18 protein-coding genes and 1 tRNA gene are annotated in these 17,875 nt (G+C 63.0%); 5 read left to right on the forward strand and 14 right to left on the reverse strand.

All coding sequences use genetic code 11. From position 1 onward, the window contains the following. Positions 1-59 precede the first annotated feature (59 nt). The 3 genes from MTX21_RS24655 (at position 60) to MTX21_RS24665 (ending at position 3,534) form a co-directional block, all read left to right on the forward strand. Positions 60-3,167, forward strand: coding sequence for an EAL domain-containing protein (locus tag MTX21_RS24655; RefSeq protein ID WP_280967273.1), 3,108 nt, complete (start codon positions 60-62; stop codon positions 3,165-3,167). Positions 3,168-3,169: 2 nt separating this feature from the next. Beyond that, positions 3,170-3,448, forward strand: a complete 279-nt coding sequence (locus MTX21_RS24660; protein ID WP_280967274.1) for a hypothetical protein — start codon at positions 3,170-3,172, stop codon at positions 3,446-3,448. Positions 3,449-3,457: 9 nt separating this feature from the next. Then, positions 3,458-3,534 (forward strand) — tRNA-Arg (locus tag MTX21_RS24665). Here the strand turns inward: MTX21_RS24665 and MTX21_RS24670 are convergent. The 5 genes from MTX21_RS24670 to MTX21_RS24690 all read right to left on the reverse strand — a co-directional run bounded on the left by MTX21_RS24670 (position 3,505) and on the right by MTX21_RS24690 (position 8,485). Then, positions 3,505-5,139 (reverse strand): recombinase family protein, encoded by a 1,635-nt coding sequence (locus tag MTX21_RS24670; protein WP_280967275.1) that lies wholly within the window; start codon positions 5,137-5,139, stop codon positions 3,505-3,507. The genes MTX21_RS24665 and MTX21_RS24670 overlap by 30 nt on opposite strands. Positions 5,140-5,151: 12 nt before the next feature. Beyond that, positions 5,152-5,373, reverse strand: a complete 222-nt coding sequence (locus tag MTX21_RS24675; protein ID WP_280967276.1) for a hypothetical protein — start codon at positions 5,371-5,373, stop codon at positions 5,152-5,154. 88 nt (positions 5,374-5,461) lie between these two features. Continuing rightward, positions 5,462-5,638, reverse strand: a complete 177-nt coding sequence (locus tag MTX21_RS24680) for a hypothetical protein (RefSeq protein WP_280967277.1) — start codon at positions 5,636-5,638, stop codon at positions 5,462-5,464. A gap of 788 nt (positions 5,639-6,426) precedes the next feature. Further along, positions 6,427-7,515 (reverse strand): IS110 family transposase, encoded by a 1,089-nt coding sequence (locus tag MTX21_RS24685; RefSeq protein ID WP_280967278.1) that lies wholly within the window; start codon positions 7,513-7,515, stop codon positions 6,427-6,429. Positions 7,516-7,627: 112 nt separating this feature from the next. Then, a complete protein-coding gene (locus MTX21_RS24690; protein WP_280967279.1) occupies positions 7,628-8,485 on the reverse strand; it encodes a LysR family transcriptional regulator in 858 nt (285 codons plus the stop codon). Positions 8,486-8,597: 112 nt separating this feature from the next. Here MTX21_RS24690 and MTX21_RS24695 point away from each other — a divergent pair, with 112 nt between their 5' ends. Next, entirely contained in the window at positions 8,598-9,197 is a 600-nt protein-coding gene (locus tag MTX21_RS24695; protein WP_280967280.1) for a LysE family transporter, read from the forward strand. Positions 9,198-9,702: 505 nt separating this feature from the next. Here the strand turns inward: MTX21_RS24695 and galE are convergent. Then, positions 9,703-10,815: a UDP-glucose 4-epimerase GalE gene (galE, locus tag MTX21_RS24700; RefSeq protein WP_280967281.1), complete on the reverse strand. Its 1,113-nt coding sequence runs from the start codon at positions 10,813-10,815 to the stop codon at positions 9,703-9,705. A gap of 227 nt (positions 10,816-11,042) precedes the next feature. Between galE and MTX21_RS24705 the strand changes: the two genes are divergently transcribed. Further along, positions 11,043-12,740 carry a hypothetical protein gene (locus MTX21_RS24705; protein ID WP_280967282.1) on the forward strand — a complete coding sequence of 566 codons (1,698 nt, stop codon included), beginning with the start codon at positions 11,043-11,045 and terminating at the stop codon, positions 12,738-12,740. A 76-nt stretch (positions 12,741-12,816) separates the two neighbouring features. Here MTX21_RS24705 and MTX21_RS24710 read toward each other — a convergent pair whose 3' ends face one another. The 8 genes from MTX21_RS24710 to MTX21_RS24745 all read right to left on the reverse strand — a co-directional run bounded on the left by MTX21_RS24710 (position 12,817) and on the right by MTX21_RS24745 (position 17,869). Continuing rightward, the gene (locus MTX21_RS24710) at positions 12,817-13,227 is read right to left on the reverse strand and encodes a DUF2304 domain-containing protein (protein WP_280967283.1); all 411 of its coding nucleotides are present in this window, start codon (positions 13,225-13,227) and stop codon (positions 12,817-12,819) included. Further along, positions 13,224-13,913 carry a glycosyltransferase family 2 protein gene (locus MTX21_RS24715; RefSeq protein WP_280967284.1) on the reverse strand — a complete coding sequence of 230 codons (690 nt, stop codon included), beginning with the start codon at positions 13,911-13,913 and terminating at the stop codon, positions 13,224-13,226. The genes MTX21_RS24710 and MTX21_RS24715 overlap by 4 nt, the downstream gene beginning before the upstream one ends. A gap of 5 nt (positions 13,914-13,918) precedes the next feature. Then, complete coding sequence (locus MTX21_RS24720; protein ID WP_280967285.1) at positions 13,919-14,287, reverse strand: hypothetical protein; 369 nt, start codon at positions 14,285-14,287, stop codon at positions 13,919-13,921. Further along, the gene (locus MTX21_RS24725; protein ID WP_280971152.1) at positions 14,284-15,177 is read right to left on the reverse strand and encodes a methyltransferase domain-containing protein; all 894 of its coding nucleotides are present in this window, start codon (positions 15,175-15,177) and stop codon (positions 14,284-14,286) included. Before MTX21_RS24725 ends, MTX21_RS24720 begins: the two co-directional genes overlap by 4 nt. A gap of 159 nt (positions 15,178-15,336) precedes the next feature. Further along, positions 15,337-15,510 carry a hypothetical protein gene (locus MTX21_RS24730; RefSeq protein WP_280967286.1) on the reverse strand — a complete coding sequence of 58 codons (174 nt, stop codon included), beginning with the start codon at positions 15,508-15,510 and terminating at the stop codon, positions 15,337-15,339. A 287-nt stretch (positions 15,511-15,797) separates the two neighbouring features. Further along, positions 15,798-16,121, reverse strand: coding sequence for an organomercurial lyase (merB, locus tag MTX21_RS24735; protein ID WP_280967287.1), 324 nt, complete (start codon positions 16,119-16,121; stop codon positions 15,798-15,800). 168 nt (positions 16,122-16,289) lie between these two features. Beyond that, positions 16,290-16,517, reverse strand: coding sequence for a GDCCVxC domain-containing (seleno)protein (locus MTX21_RS24740; RefSeq protein WP_280967288.1), 228 nt, complete (start codon positions 16,515-16,517; stop codon positions 16,290-16,292). A gap of 8 nt (positions 16,518-16,525) precedes the next feature. Next, positions 16,526-17,869, reverse strand: a complete 1,344-nt coding sequence (locus tag MTX21_RS24745) for an NAD(P)/FAD-dependent oxidoreductase (protein WP_280967289.1) — start codon at positions 17,867-17,869, stop codon at positions 16,526-16,528. Positions 17,870-17,875 lie beyond the last annotated feature (6 nt).

Below are 17,875 nucleotides of genomic sequence, written 5' to 3' on the forward strand. Positions count from 1 at the left end.
GGCTTTCCTAAGGTTTGGGCCATTTGTGCGGTGTATTCGTGTTCCCTCAGGGAGGGGGAATGCGCCAAGTTTTTTCCAGAATGGCAACCGCGATGTTCCGGGCCGCAAAGGCCGGCTGGGACGCTGCCATGCGGCGCGGCCCGGTGCTGTGGCTGACTCTGTCCGGCGCATTGCTCGTGGCCGGCATCTTCGCCGTGACCGCCATGGCGGTCGGCGAATTTCGCGAGCGTACGCTGACCAATCGCGAGCGCGAGCTGGAAAACACCGTCAAGTTGATCGCGCGCCATTTCGATCAGCAGTTCGAAGACTCCGACCTCACCGCGGCCGATCTGATCGGGCAGATGCATCTGCCGGAGATCACCTCGCCCGAAATGTTCCGCGAGCGGATGTCCGGACCTGCCGCGAACCAGATGCTGCGCAGCAAGGTCGGCGCCGTCTCCTATCTCGGCGACATCGCGATCTACGACGCCGACGGCGAGCTGATCAACTGGTCGCGGGCCCAGAAGCTGCCCAAGATCAACGTCTCCTCGCGCGCCTACTTCCAGACCTTCAAGTCGAATCCGCTTGCCGAGCCGGTGCTGCTGGAATCCGTGCGCAGCTTCATCCTCGGCAAATGGACCACGATCGTGGCGCGCCGGCTGAGCGCGCCGGACGGCACCTTCTTCGGCGCCATGGTCCGCCGGATCGACCCCGACAGCTATCAACGCTATTTCGCCTCGGTGGCGCTCGCCGATGGCGCCGCCATCTCGCTGTTCGACCGCGAGGGCAAGATGCTGGCGCGCTACCCGCACGTCGAGGGGCTGATCGGCAGAAGCTTCAAGAATGCGCCCCTGATGCGTGAGGTGCTGACCAAGGGCGGTCAGCACACGCTTCGCGTCAAGAGCCCCGTCGATGGCGAGGAGCGGCTGGGCTCGGCGGCGTCGCTGAATCACTTCCCTCTCGTCATCGTTGCGACCAACACCACGGCGGCTGCGCTTGCGGACTGGCGGCAGCAGACCGGCTTCATGGTCACCACGGCGACCGTGTCGGCGGCGGTGATTGCGCTGATCCTCTATCTGATCATTCGCCAGATCAACCGGCAGAACCGCGAGGCCCAGGAGCGGCTGGAAGCGGAGCGGCTGCGGCTCGACACCGCCCTGAACAACATGTCGCAAGGGCTGATACTGTACGATGCCGCCGGATATATCGTCACCTGCAACCGCCGCTATGCCGACATGTTCGGCCTGTCGACCGACGTCATCAAGCCCGGCTGCCACATCCATGAAGCGATGTACCATCGCAAGGAGCGTGGAGCGTTCGACGGCGACGTCGAGGCGTTTTGCGCCGACGTCATGAGGATCGTCGCCGAAGGCACGGTCTCGACGAGGATCCATCAACTGCCCAACGGCCGCGCCTTTCAGGTCATCAACACCCCGCTCGCGCAGGGCGGGTGGGTCGCCACCATCGAGGAAATCACCGAGCGGCGCAACCTGGAGCAGGAGCGCGACCGCAACTACACGTTCCTGCGTGAGATCATCGACCACATCCCCTCGCAGATCACCGTGAAGGACGCCCGCACACGGCAATATCTGCTGGTCAACCGGATTGCCGAGGAAATCTTCAGGGAATCGGGCGACACTATCGTCGGCAAGACCGCTGCCGACATCCTGCCGACAGCGGACGCCGATATCGTCACCCGCGATGATGACGCCCTGCTGCGATCGCCCAATCGACTGTTGCTCAAGGAGCAGACCTGGAAGACGCGGACCGACGGCCAGCGTCACACCATCTCGAAACGCATCGGCATCCGCGACAAGGCGGGCGAGCCGCGCTACATCATCAACGTCATCGAGGACATCACAGAGCAGCGAAAGGCCGACGAGAAGATCGCGCATATGGCGCACTACGATGCGCTGACCGACCTGCCCAACCGCGCGCTGTTCCGCGAACAGATCGAACGCGAGCTGGAGAAGGTCGCCGACGGCGAGCAATTCGCGCTGCTCTACATCGACGTCGACGAGTTCAAGGGCATCAACGATTCGCTCGGCCACCATGTCGGCGACGAGCTGTTGAAGGCAATCGCAGGGCGCATTCGCGCCTGCCTCCAGGACGGCGATCTGATCGCACGGCTCGGCGGCGACGAATTCGCCGTGATCCAGACCAAGGTGCAGTCCTCCGCCGACGTGGTGTCGTTCGTGACCCGCATCCACGAGGCGATCCGCCGGCCCTATCATTGCCTCGGCCACCAGCTCTCGACCGATGCCAGCATCGGCATCGCGCTTGCGCCGCAGGACGGCACCGATCTCGATCAGCTCATCAAGAATGCCGACCTCGCGATGTACGGCGCCAAGGCGGAAGGGCGCCGCACATATCGCTTCTTCGTGCCCGCCATGGATGCGAGCGCCAAGGCGCGCCTCACCATGGAGCAGGATCTGCGCCAGGCCATGGTCGACGGCGGCTTCGAGCTCAATTACCAGCCGCTGGTCAATCTGCGCACCGGCGCGGTCTCCGGCTGCGAGGCGCTGCTGCGCTGGCGGCATCCCGAACGCGGCATGGTCTCGCCGGCCGAGTTCATTCCGATTGCCGAGGATACCGGCCTGATCACCGAGATCGGCGACTGGGTGCTGCGCACCGCCTGCGCCGAAGCCGCGTCCTGGCCTGCCCATGTGCGGCTCGCGGTCAACGTCTCGCCGGTGCAGCTCAAATGCGATACGCTGGCGCTGAAGATCGCGGGCGCGCTCGCCTCCTCCGGATTAGACCCGCGCCGGCTCGAACTCGAGATCACCGAGGCCGTGCTGATCCGCGACGACGAGGCGGCGCTCTCGATCCTGCACCAGCTCCGCTCGATCGGCGTGCGCATCGCGCTCGACGATTTCGGCACCGGCTATTCCTCGCTGAGCTATCTGAAGCGCTTCCCGTTCGACAAGATCAAGATCGACCGCTGCTTCGTCGCCGACATCGCGGACGCGAGCGGGGCGCCCGTCATCGTGCAGGCAGTGGTGAACATCGCCTCTGCCAGCAACATGACCACGGTGGCCGAGGGCGTCGAGACCGAGGCGCAGCGCGAGATCCTGCGCATGCTCGGCTGCACCGAGATGCAGGGTTATCTGTTCAGCGCACCGAAGGCGGCGACTGAGGTGCGCAAGCTGTTTGGTCCGGGTGCCGTCGCGGTGGCAGCGGTGGCCTAAGGATGTCGAACCGCCAGGGCCCGCGGGTCGCCACTGTGGTCAGGATCGCCGACGGCGGCGAGGACGCCGGTGATCACGTCACTCTCAGCGTCGCAAGCCACATCCCCGGTGAGAGCGATGGCGGCCCCGACCGGCTGCTCGGGGGCCGCCCGAACGAGTCTTGGGCCGAGTTCGTCAGGCTCGACCGCAAAACGCCGGAGGTTCCGGCTCCCGCCGCGCAAATCGGCCTAGATGGAGGCAGCGAGAAGCGGTTGCCCGCCCCTCGCCAATCGGCTAAATGAGCGGTCACTGCACCCGTAGCTCAGCTGGATAGAGCGTTGCCCTCCGAAGGCAAAGGTCACACGTTCGAATCGTGTCGGGTGCGCCAGTTCGGTACAAAACTGGGCACTCCAAAACCTGCCGATTTTACGCCGGAAGCGGCGACGAGCGTGCGCAGGAGCACGCTTTTCGATCCCATGATGCGAACCTCTTTCGCGTCGACTTCCACCCGTTGGGCCAGCGCTCGGAGGTGGTCGCGGCGGTAGCCGCCCGCCCCGGTCCGCATCCGCCTGCGGGCCTGGCCGGCGAAGGTCTTCAGCGTCTGCGGTGTGATGCTTGGTCCGGCTCGATCGAGCGCGCCCTCGGCCCGCTCTGCGTCGGCGCGGGCCTGGTCGCGGATGGACTTCAACTCGGTCACGCGCTCCTTGAGCATCGGGTCCGACACGTCAGCGATCCCATTTTCAATGGCGTCGTACAGCCGCTTGAGTTTGGCTTCTGCCTCAGTCGCACGCTTGCGCAATTCGGCGATATGCGTCGTTCGGCGCTCGGCGCGCTCCTTCCGGCGATGAAGGACGGCCGATAGGACTTCCTCGAGACGCTTGGGTTGCAATAGGCGTTGCTCGATATGCTCGGCCACCGCGCTGTCGAGCTTCTCCATCGGAACGGTACGGCCCGTGCAGCCAGTCTCGCCCTGCCGCGCCTTGGTCGAGCACGTGTAGTACCTGTACCGCCCACTCTTCCCGGTCCTCAGTGTCATCGCCCCGCCGCAGGTGGCGCAGAAGCAGATGCCGGTAAGGAGGGTCGGTCCGCTGACGACACGCGGCGCGTTCCTTGCGGGGCTACGTGCCTTGAGCAGCGTCTGCACAGCCTCGAACTCTGCGACCTCGATGATCGGCGGTACCGCCATCTCGACCACTTCAGTGTCCGGTTTGCGCTCGCGGGTTTTCCAAAATTTGGTGTTGAAGCGGTGGCGGCCGATATACGTCGTTCGCGTCAGTACCTTGTGCACGGCATCGACGCCCCAGCGTCCACCATCGCGCGTTCGAATGCCAGACTCGTTCAGATGCTTGGCAATCGATTTGACGCCCATCGATCCGGATGAGCCGTTTCCTTCGCGCGCCAGGCGATAGATCAGCCGCACGGTCTCGGCCTGGATCGGATCGATCTCCAGTGTCTTCTTGGTGCGGTGGCCGCGCTGCTCGGCGGCTTCGACGACGCGGTAGCCGATCGGCGGCAGCGCGCCGTTCCAGAAGCCCTGGCGCGCGTTCTCCTTCATCGCCCGCAGCGTATGCTTGGCGTTCTCCTTGGACTGGTATTCGTCGAACAGCGCCATGATCTGGCGGATCATGTTGCTCATCGGGTCGTCGCCGAGCTCCTGGGTGATCGACACCAGACGCACACCGTTCTTGGCAAGCCGGCGGACATAAAACTCAAGCTGGAATTGGTCGCGGAAGAAGCGGCTGAAGCTGTGGACGAGGATCACATCGAATGCCGGCGGCTTGATCGTCGCCGCGTCAATCATGCGCTGGAACTCCGGCCGCCGATCGTCGGTCGCGGACGCGCCCGGCTCGACATAGTCGGCGACAATCTCCCACCCACGCGATGCGCAATAGCCCTTCGCCTGGCGGCGCTGATCCGGGATGGAGAGATCGCTGTCGGCCTGCCGTCCTGTTGAGACCCGCAAGTAGAGCGCCGCCCGAACCGTTGCAGCCATGGTGATGTCCCCTCAGCCTTTCCCAAACAACTCGTCGAACAGATCACCGAACCAGGCTTCGAAGACATCAATCTCGGTTTCGGTCACCGGCACGTCCTTCGGCCAGTCGTCCGTCACCGCCCATGTCACCGAAGCGCGGTCAGGACGCGCGGGCGCCCGCACATAGTCGTAGAGATCGTCAATTGGTACGCTGTCCGGCGGACGCCGTCGCTGCGATTTGTGAGGGTGAGCCATGGCGCCACTGTGGCAAGCCTGGCCACTTCACTGAACGGCCGATGTCTACGCCACGTTACTCTGGGGTACTGCGACAGAGTCCAGCCGCTTAGGGCAGGATAAAAACGCGCAAGGTGCGCGGTCGGTTCGGGCAGGAAACACCAGCAAATTCCAACAACGCGGCAAACATTGCGAGTATCCGGCGCAACTTGTCATTCTTGGCAATGCGCTGCTGTTGCAACGCTTTCGATACCCTGTGGCGGCTAAGTTGATCAGCAATTGTCATTCCCCCGTCGATCTAGGTTGCTCGTTTCGACGCTGGTGCGGATGCTCTCGCACACGGCAAGCCATGATCGCTTGGCAGCCGAGAACCGGCTCGTCAGCAGCCGGTCAAGGCCGTAAGCCGGCGGAGCCGGTCGCGCGGAGCGCGAGCCTTGACGGGCTGACGCCGGGACGGCAGCGCTCGACCGAGCGATTATGGCTTAGATTGACCTACCCAGCCCTTCGGCACGACAGGGTACGCTGGCTGGCGCTCGGAGCTTTGACGCTGATCCCTTTTCTGTTTGAGGCGCCAGCACGGCCTCTTTCCGTGCCAGCCATGCGCCATCTCAAAAACCAATGTGCAGACAGACACTTGCAACTCCGGCGAGGCGAGCGGGCGGCGCTCGCTTTTATCTTGCCCTCTTAATCGGTCGTGTCGTCTCTCTGATCTCACCCATTCTCGCTTCCTTTCTCGCTTGCGACAAGGCCCGCTGCGCCACGCTTGAACGCGCTGCGCCACCACAGCCACGAGTCCCGGTGCGCCGTGCACTCTTCCGCGCTCAGCGACGGCATAATCTCGCTGCAGCAAGGCAGCGCGGACGCCGTCGCGGCGCATCTTTCCATCGGCATGACGGAGCCACATCACAGGCAGTCCGGCGTGGTCCACATCGCACGTCACGTGCGTGGCCACAGGCAAGATAGCGTGCGTTCCGTCGTCGTTGATCTGCACCAGGTCTCTTCCGCTTGTGGCGGAGCTCCGTGTTCAAAGCCTTGCGGTCATCGGGTCATTGATCTGCAATCGGCTCGGGTTGGTCATGCATGGGCTCCGAGCAGCTTGCGCTCCTTGACGGCGGCACGTGCCCGCACGTCCGCCTGCGAGGCCGCCGGATCGCCGCAATAAAACGTGCCATCGACCCACATCGCATGCATGATCACCGCGAGCTTGCGTGCCACCGCAACGGTCGCCTTGCGGTGGCTCGTGCGCTTGGCGATCGCAAGCCCCCAGGTCTTGACCTTGTCCTTGCGCTTGAAGCGGGTCAGCAACGCGGAGGCCGCCTCATAAAGCGCCCGCCGCACGTCGCCATCGCCCGCCTTACTGATCCGCCCCTTGACGTCGATCGAGGAGCCGGACTGCCAACGCCGCGAGGTCAAGCCAAAATAGGCCGCCACATCGCGCGACCGCTTGAAGCGTGCGGGGTCGTCGATCGCCGTCATGAAGCTCAGCGCTGCCACCGGGCCGACGCCAGGGATCTGCATGAAGCGCCGGCACAGTTCATGGCTCGCCACCAGCTTGACCACGAGATCGTGCAGCCGGCAGTACTCCTTCCACAGCGCGGCGCGCGCATTCAGCATGGCGTCGATCAACTCGCTGACCAGCGCATCGCCCGCCACCGCCTCGCGTACGACTTGCGCAAAGCCGCCGCGGCCGACATGGCTGAGGCGAATGCCAAACACCTTCAGCGAGTGCCGGATCGCGTTCTCCAGATCCAAAAACTTGCGCTTCAGATTGCGCCGGTGCGTCAAGAGCAGCCGCAGCCGGTAGCAGGCTTCGCTCTTGATATGCGCCTTGCGGAACCAACCGGTGCGCATCAAATGCGCCAGGCCGAGCGCGTCCGTCCGGTCGGTCTTGTTGCGCTGCGCCTTCAGCGCCGCGCGGACGTGGAAGGTTTCCAGGCAGACCGCCGGCAAGCCGAGCTTTAACAGTTCCGGGTGCAGCCAGGGCGACAGCGACCCCGCCTCGTGGCCGAGCCGCCGCAAGCGGCCACGATACGGCGTGAGCGCCGCCTTGATCGCGTCCGGATCGGTCACCACCGCGACCTCCAGCGCGACCTTGCCGCTGCCGTCCACCACGCAGATTGCCGTCTCGTCCATGCCGACATCCAGGCCACAGAAGTAGTCCATCGCGCGCCTCCCGCGTTGCTCAAGGCGCGCAGTGTGCGGGTTATTCATCGCGCAGGCCACTTGCGCGGCCGCCGCAACTCCCGGCGCAGACCGATTACGGGCGGCAGTCTCTTTAGCCATGACGCTTGTGAAAACCCTCGCGAATATATCGCGCGAGTTCTGTAGTGAGAGCACCGACGCCCGTCGAGGGAAGTCTCATATTGACGAACTGCCTCGGCAGCTTCGGCAAATGAGAACCGCTAAACACAGCAAGGCGTTCAGGGACCGTCTTCGACAGAAATGGCGCAATTGCCATATCCGCTTCGAGCGTGGCGAAGACCGGCTCTAGGCTGCCCACCTGACATATCGCCCTCCATTCGATCTTTGCCTTGGTCAGCGCCTGTACGGCCGACGCGCGGAAGCCGCAGCTTTCCTGCCCGAGGGCAATCGGCAATGGACGGCGGTTATGGGCGTCGCCGCCTTTTGCACCAACCCAAACCAGCCGGTCAGAAAGCAGCAGAAGATCGCGCTCGCCGGGTTGCGGCTCGGTCAGCAGCGTCAGATCGACGTCGCCCTCGACGAGGCTCTGCTTCAAAGCACGGCTCGTATCGCTGACAAGTGTGACTAGGACGTTCGGATGATCCTGTCGAAAGAGTCGCAGAATGGGTGGCATCAGCATGCCGACCACGTCATGGGGCACGCCGAGCCGCACTTCGCCTGCGAACTCGACGGCCAGCATTTGGCTCATTACTTCGTCGTTCAGCGCGATGATACGATGGGCGGCAACCATCAACCGCTCCCCGCTGCGCGTTAGCCGCACCGCAGCGGCGTGCCGCTCGAAAAGAGGCGTGCGGAACAAATCTTCCAGCCGCTTGATCTGCTGACTGACCGCGCCCTGGCTCCGGTTCACGACCTTTGCCGCCGTCGTCATGCGACCCGTCTCAGCTACGGCCACGAATGAGCGCAGCAGACTCACGTCGATGTCGTCCATACGATCCCCTCAATTAGAAAAATCAATAAGACCTATATGGATAATTAGCTCCTCCACTGGAGACAAGCCGGTTAGTCCTCAGCCGAGGACGGTCTCGGAGGGGAGCTTCGCGATGGACAGGGTCGCACTCGGCCTATTTTTGATTGCGGCGATCGGATTGCTTGGATCGCCTGGGCCTGCGATTGCGGCCCTTGTCGCGGTCGGTCGCGCCCGAGGCCTTGTTGGTGGGCTGCCCTACTTCCTGGGGCTTCAATTGGGTCTGGCAATGGCTGCCGGCATTACGGCCGCGGGACTTTTTTCGTTATTGGCAGCATTCCCGTCCGCGCTACGCGGGATGACTATATCCGCCACGATTTATCTCGTCTATCTCGCCTACAAAATTGCGTCGTCACCGGTTGGAGAAGCTGCCCGGACAAGCAATGGCGCGCACGCATCACCTGCGGCGGGATTTCTCTTGGGTATGACAAATCCGAAAGCCTATTTGGCATTCGCATCTCTGCTCGCATCGTACACTTTGATTAAAGGTAGCACGCAGCAGGATGCTTTCACCAAATGGATTTTGCTGATAGCGGTGATGATCGTGGTAGACATCGTTTGGCTCTACTTGGGGGCCATTCTGCAAGGACTGATGCTGTCGCCAAATAGCGAACGCCTGCTAAATGTCACCTTGGGATTAGCGGTGCTAATCGCAGCCGGATTGGCATTCGTTTAGCTGTCCGAGACAGGTCTTCTCACCCGTCACTAACCGTTGTACCACCCGGCCGAATCGGGAAGGCCGCCGTCCGCGCGGCGTAGTGCAAGATCGCAGGCCGTCGCAGCTTTGTCGGTTGGAGCGCGTGGCGGATTGCGGCATCATAGCGCCACGGCGAAGCAATAGTGCCCATCTTCATCGGCCGTGGCGCGCCAACCAGGCTGCGACATTCCGCGAAATTCTACGACATTGTACGATGCCGCCCCCGTCAGGCAGCGCAATGTCGCTTTCAGCTAATGCTTACCCCAGATTGCAGCAGCGGAATTTTGTGATTTGGCGGCCTCAATTCGCATCCGTCCGGGCTATTTAGTTTAGCCCGCCGAGCGTCAGCGCTCGAGGGAAAATCGGCTTTGGAGCGTGAGATAGGGAACGCGGAGTCCGGTTCGTAGCGGCCGGCAACGGCGTTCCGAATCCCCGGGCAGGCGGAAAATGAGCATAGCCATGGGCACGGTTTCCATCATCAGGCTCATCGCCGTCGCGTCCTCTGTTCTTGAACGAGTGTTGAACTTCCGGGCGGCAGACGCTTGTCCCCTCTCACCTTGCCGACGATGGGACGGAGTGGGACCGGCTGGGACGCTCTGGAGGGAGGCCTTGCATTACTTTGTGCCAATCGTTTGCGTTCCCAGGCAAGCGCATGGCGGACGATCAGGGACAGATCATCCCATTGGGGCTGCCAGCCGAGCAGATTGCGCATCCGCTCCGCCGACGCCACGACCTCCGCCGGATCGCCAGGCCGGCGGGCGACGAGTTCGACGGGAAAGTCGTTTCCGGACTCGTGCCGCATGGCGTCGATTACCTGCAAGACCGAAAAGCCGCGGCCGTAGCCGCAATTTAGCGTCAGGGACGTCCCATCATCGCGCAGATATGAAAGCGCGCGGCAATGAGCGTTTACGAGGTCGCTCACGTGGATATAGTCGCGAATGCAGGTGCCGTCGGGCGTGGGATAATCGGTGCCGAAAACCTGGATCTTCTCTCGTAGACCCACGGCGGTCTCCGCTGCAACCTTGATTAGATGCGTTGCCCCTCGCGTTGCCTGTCCAGTGCGCAGAGCGGGATCGGCGCCTGCTACGTTGAAATACCTCAAGATGACGTAGCGTAGGCCGTGAGCGCGCGCAGCATCACGCAGCATCATTTCGGCCATCAACTTGGATGAGCCGTAAGGTGACACGGGCGCGACGGGGGTTTCTTCCGTGACAGGATTTGCCGGCGGATTCCCGTACACCGCAGCCGTCGAGGAAAGGATGAAACGCTGCACCCCGCTCCTGATTGCGAGCTCGATCAGGCTTCGTGAATTTGCGGTGTTGTTGCGATAGTATCGAAGCGGATCGGCAACCGACTCCGCAACAACTGCCGAAGCCGCAAAATGAATGATCTCCGAAATCCCATACTTCGCGATCAGCGGCGCCACTCGCCGCTGATCGCCGATGTCCCTGGCGAAGATCGGAACGCCGGAGGGTATTGCGGCTTCGAAGCCCGATGAGAAATCATCGATGACAATAGCTTGTTCGCCACGATCAGCGAGTTCGTATGCCATGTGGCTGCCGATGTATCCGGCACCTCCGGTGATAAGGATCGCCATTGCCAGTCAACCTTGGGAGGCCCGATTTTGACCCTCGGAACAAAGTTCCCTTCAGGCGTGTTATGAAAGCCCAGCCGTGGACAACACTTGAGGTGCGCTGACGGTTCGTTCGCGATTAAGCAGTTGAGCGGTATGTCGCCTGTGATGCAGGCGGCAATGTCGGCCGATGGCAAAAACCGATCGGGCGCCCGAATTCCTTGTGCAGCCGCTCGATCGCAGGGCAATGCATGGCGGTTGAACGGATAGATGACGACGGCTCTGGGTTTGCGAGGCCGAAACTCGGCCTCGTATTTGCTGCTCGCCATGCCGAGACGCTGCTCGTGCTCCTTGTGCTCTGCGTGGCCTTGATCATCGGGCTCGCGACTGCTGCGGATTACGGGGTGTCGACTGACGAATTCAACACAGAGGAGTACGGCCCCAAGGCGCTTGCCTGGTACACGAGCGGCTTTGCGGACCGGTCTCAGTTCGAGACGGTCGAAGAGTATCTGTGGATGTACGGGCCGTGGTTTCAGATCCTCGTCGCGGCCGTGCAATCGCTGGAGCTCGCGAACCCGCTCACGGTCCGGCACGCCATGACCTTCCTGTTCGGCCTCGCCGGGCTCGCCGCCGTCGTGCCGCTGGCGCGGCTCACGGTCGGGTACTGGGCCGGGTTGATGGCGCTCACCCTGTGCCTGCTGACCGGTTACCTGTACGGCAACCTGTTCTTCGCCCCGATCGACGTGCCGTTCCTGTTCGCCATGAGCTGGTCGACGCTCTTGATCGTCCTGATGGTCAGGCAGGCGGTGCCGGGCTGGCGTCTGACCCTGGCGACAGGCCTTGCCACCGGCCTCGCCATCGCGACGCGCACCGGCGGGGTGATCACGCACGCCTACCTCGTCGGCGCGATGAGCCTGTGCGCGCTCGAGGCGCTGCTGCGCCATGGCCGCGCGGGCTACGGCCAATTGCGCCGGATCGCCTTGCATACGTTGCTGGTCATCCTCATCGCCTGGCTGACGGCGATTGCGCTTTGGCCGTGGTTGCAGATCGGAAATCCGCCAACACAATTCCTGGAGGCCTATCGGCACTTTGAGACGCTCGATACCTCGTTCGATTTCCAGAACTGGGGCCGGCGCACGTTCACTGAGAACGTGCCCGCCTGGTACATCCCCGGACAGCTCCTGGCGCGCTTGCCCGAGGGCTTTTTGGTGTTGCTGTTGCTCGGCATGGCGGTCTGGATCGGTGCTGCAGCATCATGGATCCGCGCCGCGCTCGGCGCCCTGCACAGGTCCGGCATCGCCGGACTGCGACCGGTTGCAGCCGAGCTCGCAGCGTCGCGCGCGGTGCTGGTCGTCGGTGTGGCGGCGTTCGGGCCGATCGCGGTGCTCATCCTGAAGGGCTCGACGCTCTATGACGGTATCCGCCACGTATTGTTCGTGATCCCAATGCTCGCCATCGTGGCGGCGCGCGGGCTCACGAGCTTCTTGCCCTTCTTGCGACGCTTCCCGATCGTGTCCGTGGCCCTCGGGGGCGCGTACACGGCCGCCATCGTGGCGACGCTCGTCATCCTGCATCCGCTCGAATACATCGCCATGAACAGTCTGGCAGGCGGCGTCGCCGGCGCTTACAGCCGATTCGACCTTGACTATTGGAGCATGGCGGTTCCCGAGGCGCTGCGCCGCCTCGAGCACAGAATTGACGCCGAAGGTCGGTTCGCAGGCAATCCACCGCGCGTGCTGGTCTGCCTGGCCTGGCGCGAGCAACTGGCCGGCGTGATGCTCCCTCGCAATTGGATTGCCGAAACACATCTGGACAAGGCCGACTACCTGATCGCCACCGAGCGCTGGCCTTGTGCCGACGGCACGGGTGCCGTGCTGGTTGATGAGGTCACGAGATTTGGTCGCCCGTTCGCCAGGATCTACGCCAATCGGCGCGGGCTCGGCGAGTGACGCCAAGTCAATGCACGACTTGTCCAGCCCGACTTGTCCAGGCCCGACTTGGCCCGGCACGGCTTGGCCATCGCATCTACTTTTTCGCCTGGGATTCGATCGGGGGTGCCTCGGTCTTTCGGCCCAACATGACCTGGCGACGCCCTCGCGGAGGGACTGCCTCTCGTCGGCTCTTCTTGGCGCGATCGATCGCAACGGCGCGCGCCAGCCGCGTGATCATGTCGAGCTGGCGCCGCAGCTTGAGATGCAAATTGAGCATGATGAGCAGGCTGATCACGACCCAGGTGTAGACGATGAGGTCGACACCGCGGCCGATTCCCGCGAAGGCCGCAAGTGCTGTGGCGTGCGCCGGCACCCAGACAAAGTAGAGTCCGGCGAGCGCAGCGCCGCTCGCGAGCAGGCCGATGATCGGCACCGTCCGGTGCGCCGACCAGGCGTAGATCAGAACCAAGGCCAGAAGGGCCGTCAGCAACAGCTGCGCGATCATCGGTAGAGCCTCCGCGCAAACAGATCGATCAGGATGGCCATCGCATCGGTGATGCGTTGGCCCTTGGCCAGCGAATAGGCGCTGTACTCGATGTTCACCGGCACCTCGACAAAGCGCAGGCGGCTCTGCGCGATCTGGTGCAGGATCTCGGACGCGTGCGCCATTCGGTTCTGTCGCAAGTAGATCGCGCGCGCGCCGCGCGCGGTCATCGCGCGAAGGCCATTGTGGGTATCGGTGACCGGCAGTCCGGTGCTGGCGCGCGTGAACCAGATCGCAGCGCTGAGCATCATGCGGCGCGACACCGGCAGATTTGCGGTCGCACCGGTGAGAAAGCGGCTGCCGAGCGCGAAATCGATGCCGGGCTGCTCGATCGCCGCGAGCAGTTCCGCGATGGCTATGGGGGAATGCTGGCCGTCGGCGTCGAACGTGACGATCGCATCTGCACGCTGCTCGAGGGCGTAGTCGATGCCGGTCTGCAGCGCGGCGCCCTGTCCGAGGTTGACCGGATGCCGAAGGACGGTCGCGCCTGCGAGCAACGCGACGTCGCCGGTGCGGTCGGCGGAGCCGTCATCGACTACGACGACCGCGTATCCGGCGTGGCGAATGCCGGACACGACGCTGCCGACCACTGGCGCTTCATTGTACGCCGCGACGACGACCCAGGGATTGCGAATCCGGCCGGTCATTCTCGTTAACCCACAACAAGTACAAGACCGCAGGCGATCACTGCGATTCCTGCCAAAAGACGTGCAGACAGCGGTTCGGCGAACACCAGCGCGCCGAGGACAGGCGTCAGCGCAAACGCGACCGCCACGAACGGATACGCGCGCGACAGCGGCGTGAATGTCAAAAGCCAGACCCACAGGACGGACAGCGCAGCATAGAGCACGATGGCGCTGATAAACGGTGCGTTCTGCAACAGCAGCAGCGCACGCTTCGACAAGGGATAGCCGTCGCCGACGCGCAGCGCGGCGGCCTTGAACAGGAGCTGGCCCGCCGCCATGCCGGTCGCGTAGGTGATGAGCAATGCGATCTGGCCGAGGTTGAGGCGCTCTGTCATGGGAGGCTCTGATCCGAACATGGGGGCGCCTTGCTCAAGACCACGCGCATTGCGTCGAACAGGTTCACTGGAATAGCGAACCGGTTGCCGGTCGGGCTGGCCGCGATCTTGCGGCCGAGCATGCGACCGACCTGGAAGGCGATCAGCGAGAACGGCACGAATTTCCAGGGGTAATCGGAACTTTCGACGCGCAGGCCCACCGAATGGGCGAGAGACCCGATGCTGTCGCGGTTGAAGAACCACAGGTGCTGCGGAGGCGTCATCAGGCGCCAGTGCGCGCCGGTCAACCGCGCCGCCAAGGAACCGAAGTCTCCGGTCGTCAGCACGATGATTCCGCCCGGCCGGAGATGGTCCGCGAACAGTGCGAGGGCTTCCTGTGGGTCGGGCAGATGCTCGATAACATCGAGGAGGACGATAACATCCAAGGTGCCAAGCGACTTGAGAGTCGCTTCGCTCAGCAGGCCGCAGACGACGTTCAAGCCGAGATCGCCAGCATGGGCAGCAGCCGCTTCCGCCGGCTCGATGCCGCTCACCTCAAATCCGGCGCGGCGGGCCTCATCGAGAAAAAAGCCGTAGGCGCAACCGATCTCGAGCAGGCAGCCCTGTGGCTTGCGGTGCCGGATGAACTCGACCGTACGGGCGAACTCGCGCCGTAGCACGGGTTCGGCGCCGCGATAATCGGCATAGCCGTCGGACTGACGGCCGGAAAAGTAGCCGTCGTCATAATAGGCGAGGGGATCGAAGCTCGATGCCTCGGTGCGTCCCAATCCGCAGTCACGACATTGAACGATTTCGCAGCCGTTCTTGATGTAAAGAAACCGATGCGGCGTCTCCCGACTGCACGCGGGACACTTAAGCGTAAGCGCAGTTCGGTCGTTTCGCATCAGCACATGCGCCAAAGGCGTTCTTCTCAGTGCGAAAAAACGCCTCCGATGCCGAACGGTTCCGCTCGCCGAACAGCCACGGGGTCGCGGGCTGCCTGGCTGGCAGCTGCGAAATAGATCAAGGACGGTCCACACTCTCGCCGGTGCAGCACGGTGAGACGGCGGTCATCCGAGGGTACGACGCCGGAGCTGCTGGGCGCCAGCGTGACGACGCTGGCCCCAGGGTCGGCTCGAGCTGATCTTAAGCGGCTTGGCCGAGTTGTCGCCCAGGATGCCGGCGCGCTGCACGTCCGCAAGCTCCGGCGTCTTCATGGCGTGCTCGATCGGATAGGAGGGCACGGCGTGTTCCCGGCTCCCTCGCCTTACTCCATCACTTACTACTTTCGGCGCGATCTGGAATTAGATGGCGATCTCAAGCACATAAGAGTTCGCAGTTTTATTCTGGGTGGCGCGCCAATTTCTGTTTATTTGCAGCACGATGTGTGCACCCGGACCAGGACTTGGGCGCCGTCTCATTGATGCGAGTAAGCAATTCCGAATGAAACTGACCGTGCTCACTGACGGCGCGCTCTCATCGAGAAGCATGTCACTCAGTGGACGGCTCCCTCGGTGAGCATCGGCCACACTCAGCACCTCCATTCCCGGCTGCAGGTGTTGCCAGTCCCGCGCTGCAGTGGCGTAGCAAAGAAACGACCGGGATTGCAAAAGGCGGTGCGGACCGAGTTCATCTGCTCCGGCGTCACCATAGCGACGACCGCGGTCGACGGCTCTAGCGCGCTGACGCCGGTTGCCGGATCGACCGTCAACATGATGGGAATGCCGGTGATCGCGCAGGGAGATTCGAGATGAGCCGGACGGCCGATCACGGCAGGGAAGAACAGGGTGTCCAGTGCACACCATGTGTGCAAGCGTTTACCATCGATGTTGAAGCGGTGCGGTGTGGGACGCAAGGTTAGTGCCCAGCCAATTATGCGGCCTTGCTGATCGTATTCGGTATCATTCCAGCCGGCGACTGCACACTACTTCCGGCTTGGCCGACACTGGCGACTAGCCGATCGGAGAGATTTGCAGATGTGGATTACTGGCGCAACACGACACCGTGCTCCAACGTGATCGCTTTATCCCCCGCAACAATGCGCCGTACCGGACCTGCCTGAACGCTCGGCTTGGATTGGCGGGCACGGGACAGAGCCGTAGGAGCAAAACACGCAACAATCGCCTGGCTTTGGCCGCAGCCTCGCCCCGCAACCGGTGCAGTCATAAAAGAACTGGCAAGCATCGGTCGGCATGATTTCCAGCTTGGCAGTAGCGCAGTGCGGACAGTTGATGATGGATTCGCGGGTCATGGCGCTTCCTAAAGCATGTAGCCGATATCGGAGGCTCCGGTCGGATAGCCGAAGATCGTCGATTTGAGATCGTCGATCGTGAGATCGTTCCGAATCGCAAGCGCGAATAGATTGATGACTTCATCGGCGTGCGGTCCGACGAGGTGTGCGCCGAGAATGCGATCGCTATCTTCGTCGACGAGCGTCTTGTAGCCGTAGACGGATTCGGCAACACGGCGGGCGGTATACCAATTTGGCACGCTCGCGGACTTCACGCGCAATTTTGGTGCCTGCATACGGGCGGCGCTCTCGGAAAGCCCGACCGCGGCGATCGGGGGCAGTGTGAATGCGACGCTTGGGACGCCCCGATAGTCAGGCTTGTGACGATTGCCTTCCAGGATGTTGGCCGCGGCCACCTTGGCATCGTGACTCGACACGGGCGTCAGCGGCGGGCCCTTTGCCGCGGCGTCCCCCGCTGCATAGACGATCGGGTTGGACACACTCTGCAAGAAGTCGTTGAGTTCAAGTCTCCCGTCCGCGATGGCAACATTCGCGGCCGACAAATTGAGCTCTGTCAGATCAGGAACGCGGCCTGCTGCATGTACCACGAGATCGGCGTTCACGATCGCTTCGCCCTGCGGCGTCTGCACATGCACGCGGTATTCATCGCCGCACTGCTCGATCGCCGTCACCGCATTTCCAGTGCGTACGTCCACGCCGATTTCGGCAAATTTCTCCATCAGCCAGTCAACCAGTTCGGCGTCGAAGGCCGGCAGCATCCGTACCGCGCGCTGCAGGACCGTCACTCGGGCGCCTGCGCGCGCGGCTATGTGCGAGAATTCAGCGGCAATGTAGCCGCCGCCGACCATCACGATGCGCCCGGGCAGTTCCGCAAGATCCATGAAGGCATCGCTCGTGGTGAGATGCCCGGCGCCGGGGAAAGCGAGAGGGGCCGGCCGGGCACCGCTTGCAATCAACACGTGACGGCCTCGAAGGGTGTGATCACCCACCGCGATGCGATCGGGCCCGGCGAAGCGAGCCAGGCCATGAAACGCATCGATGCCTTGCTTGGCGAAGTCTTGCTCGCGCTTTTTCGGCACGGGATCAGTGAAGGATCGCCTGAAGGCGATCAGGTCTTTCCATTCGATGGATAGGTCTCCTATCACGCCGCGAGTTCGCATACGGCGCGCGAGATCGATGGCCTCGGCGCCGCTGACCATCATCCTCTTGGGATCGCAGCCGCGCAGGGCGCAGGTGCCACCAAATGGGCGATGGTCGATCACCGCCACCGACCGTCCCGCTTTGCGGACCCGGCTTGCAGCCACCTGAGCCGCGGTTCCAGTACCAATCACGATGAGATCATATGAATCCATACGTCA

This window comes from Bradyrhizobium sp. ISRA430 (genome assembly GCF_029909975.1).
GTDB lineage: Bacteria > Pseudomonadota > Alphaproteobacteria > Rhizobiales > Xanthobacteraceae > Bradyrhizobium.

Excerpts from the sequence above, each read along its gene's own strand:
- MTX21_RS24655 (WP_280967273.1), top strand. The coding sequence starts at position 60 with ATGCGCCAAGTTTTTTCCAGAATGGCAACCGCGATGTTCCGGGCCGCA.
- MTX21_RS24660 (WP_280967274.1), top strand. The coding sequence starts at position 3,170 with ATGTCGAACCGCCAGGGCCCGCGGGTCGCCACTGTGGTCAGGATCGCC.
- MTX21_RS24670 (WP_280967275.1), bottom strand. The coding sequence starts at position 5,139 with ATGGCTGCAACGGTTCGGGCGGCGCTCTACTTGCGGGTCTCAACAGGA.
- MTX21_RS24675 (WP_280967276.1), bottom strand. The coding sequence starts at position 5,373 with ATGGCTCACCCTCACAAATCGCAGCGACGGCGTCCGCCGGACAGCGTA.
- MTX21_RS24680 (WP_280967277.1), bottom strand. The coding sequence starts at position 5,638 with ATGACAATTGCTGATCAACTTAGCCGCCACAGGGTATCGAAAGCGTTG.
- MTX21_RS24685 (WP_280967278.1), bottom strand. The coding sequence starts at position 7,515 with ATGGACTACTTCTGTGGCCTGGATGTCGGCATGGACGAGACGGCAATC.
- MTX21_RS24690 (WP_280967279.1), bottom strand. The coding sequence starts at position 8,485 with ATGGACGACATCGACGTGAGTCTGCTGCGCTCATTCGTGGCCGTAGCT.
- MTX21_RS24695 (WP_280967280.1), top strand. The coding sequence starts at position 8,598 with ATGGACAGGGTCGCACTCGGCCTATTTTTGATTGCGGCGATCGGATTG.
- galE (WP_280967281.1), bottom strand. The coding sequence starts at position 10,815 with ATGGCGATCCTTATCACCGGAGGTGCCGGATACATCGGCAGCCACATG.
- MTX21_RS24705 (WP_280967282.1), top strand. The coding sequence starts at position 11,043 with ATGGCGGTTGAACGGATAGATGACGACGGCTCTGGGTTTGCGAGGCCG.
- MTX21_RS24710 (WP_280967283.1), bottom strand. The coding sequence starts at position 13,227 with ATGATCGCGCAGCTGTTGCTGACGGCCCTTCTGGCCTTGGTTCTGATC.
- MTX21_RS24715 (WP_280967284.1), bottom strand. The coding sequence starts at position 13,913 with ATGACCGGCCGGATTCGCAATCCCTGGGTCGTCGTCGCGGCGTACAAT.
- MTX21_RS24720 (WP_280967285.1), bottom strand. The coding sequence starts at position 14,287 with ATGACAGAGCGCCTCAACCTCGGCCAGATCGCATTGCTCATCACCTAC.
- MTX21_RS24740 (WP_280967288.1), bottom strand. The coding sequence starts at position 16,517 with ATGACCCGCGAATCCATCATCAACTGTCCGCACTGCGCTACTGCCAAG.
- MTX21_RS24745 (WP_280967289.1), bottom strand. The coding sequence starts at position 17,869 with ATGGATTCATATGATCTCATCGTGATTGGTACTGGAACCGCGGCTCAG.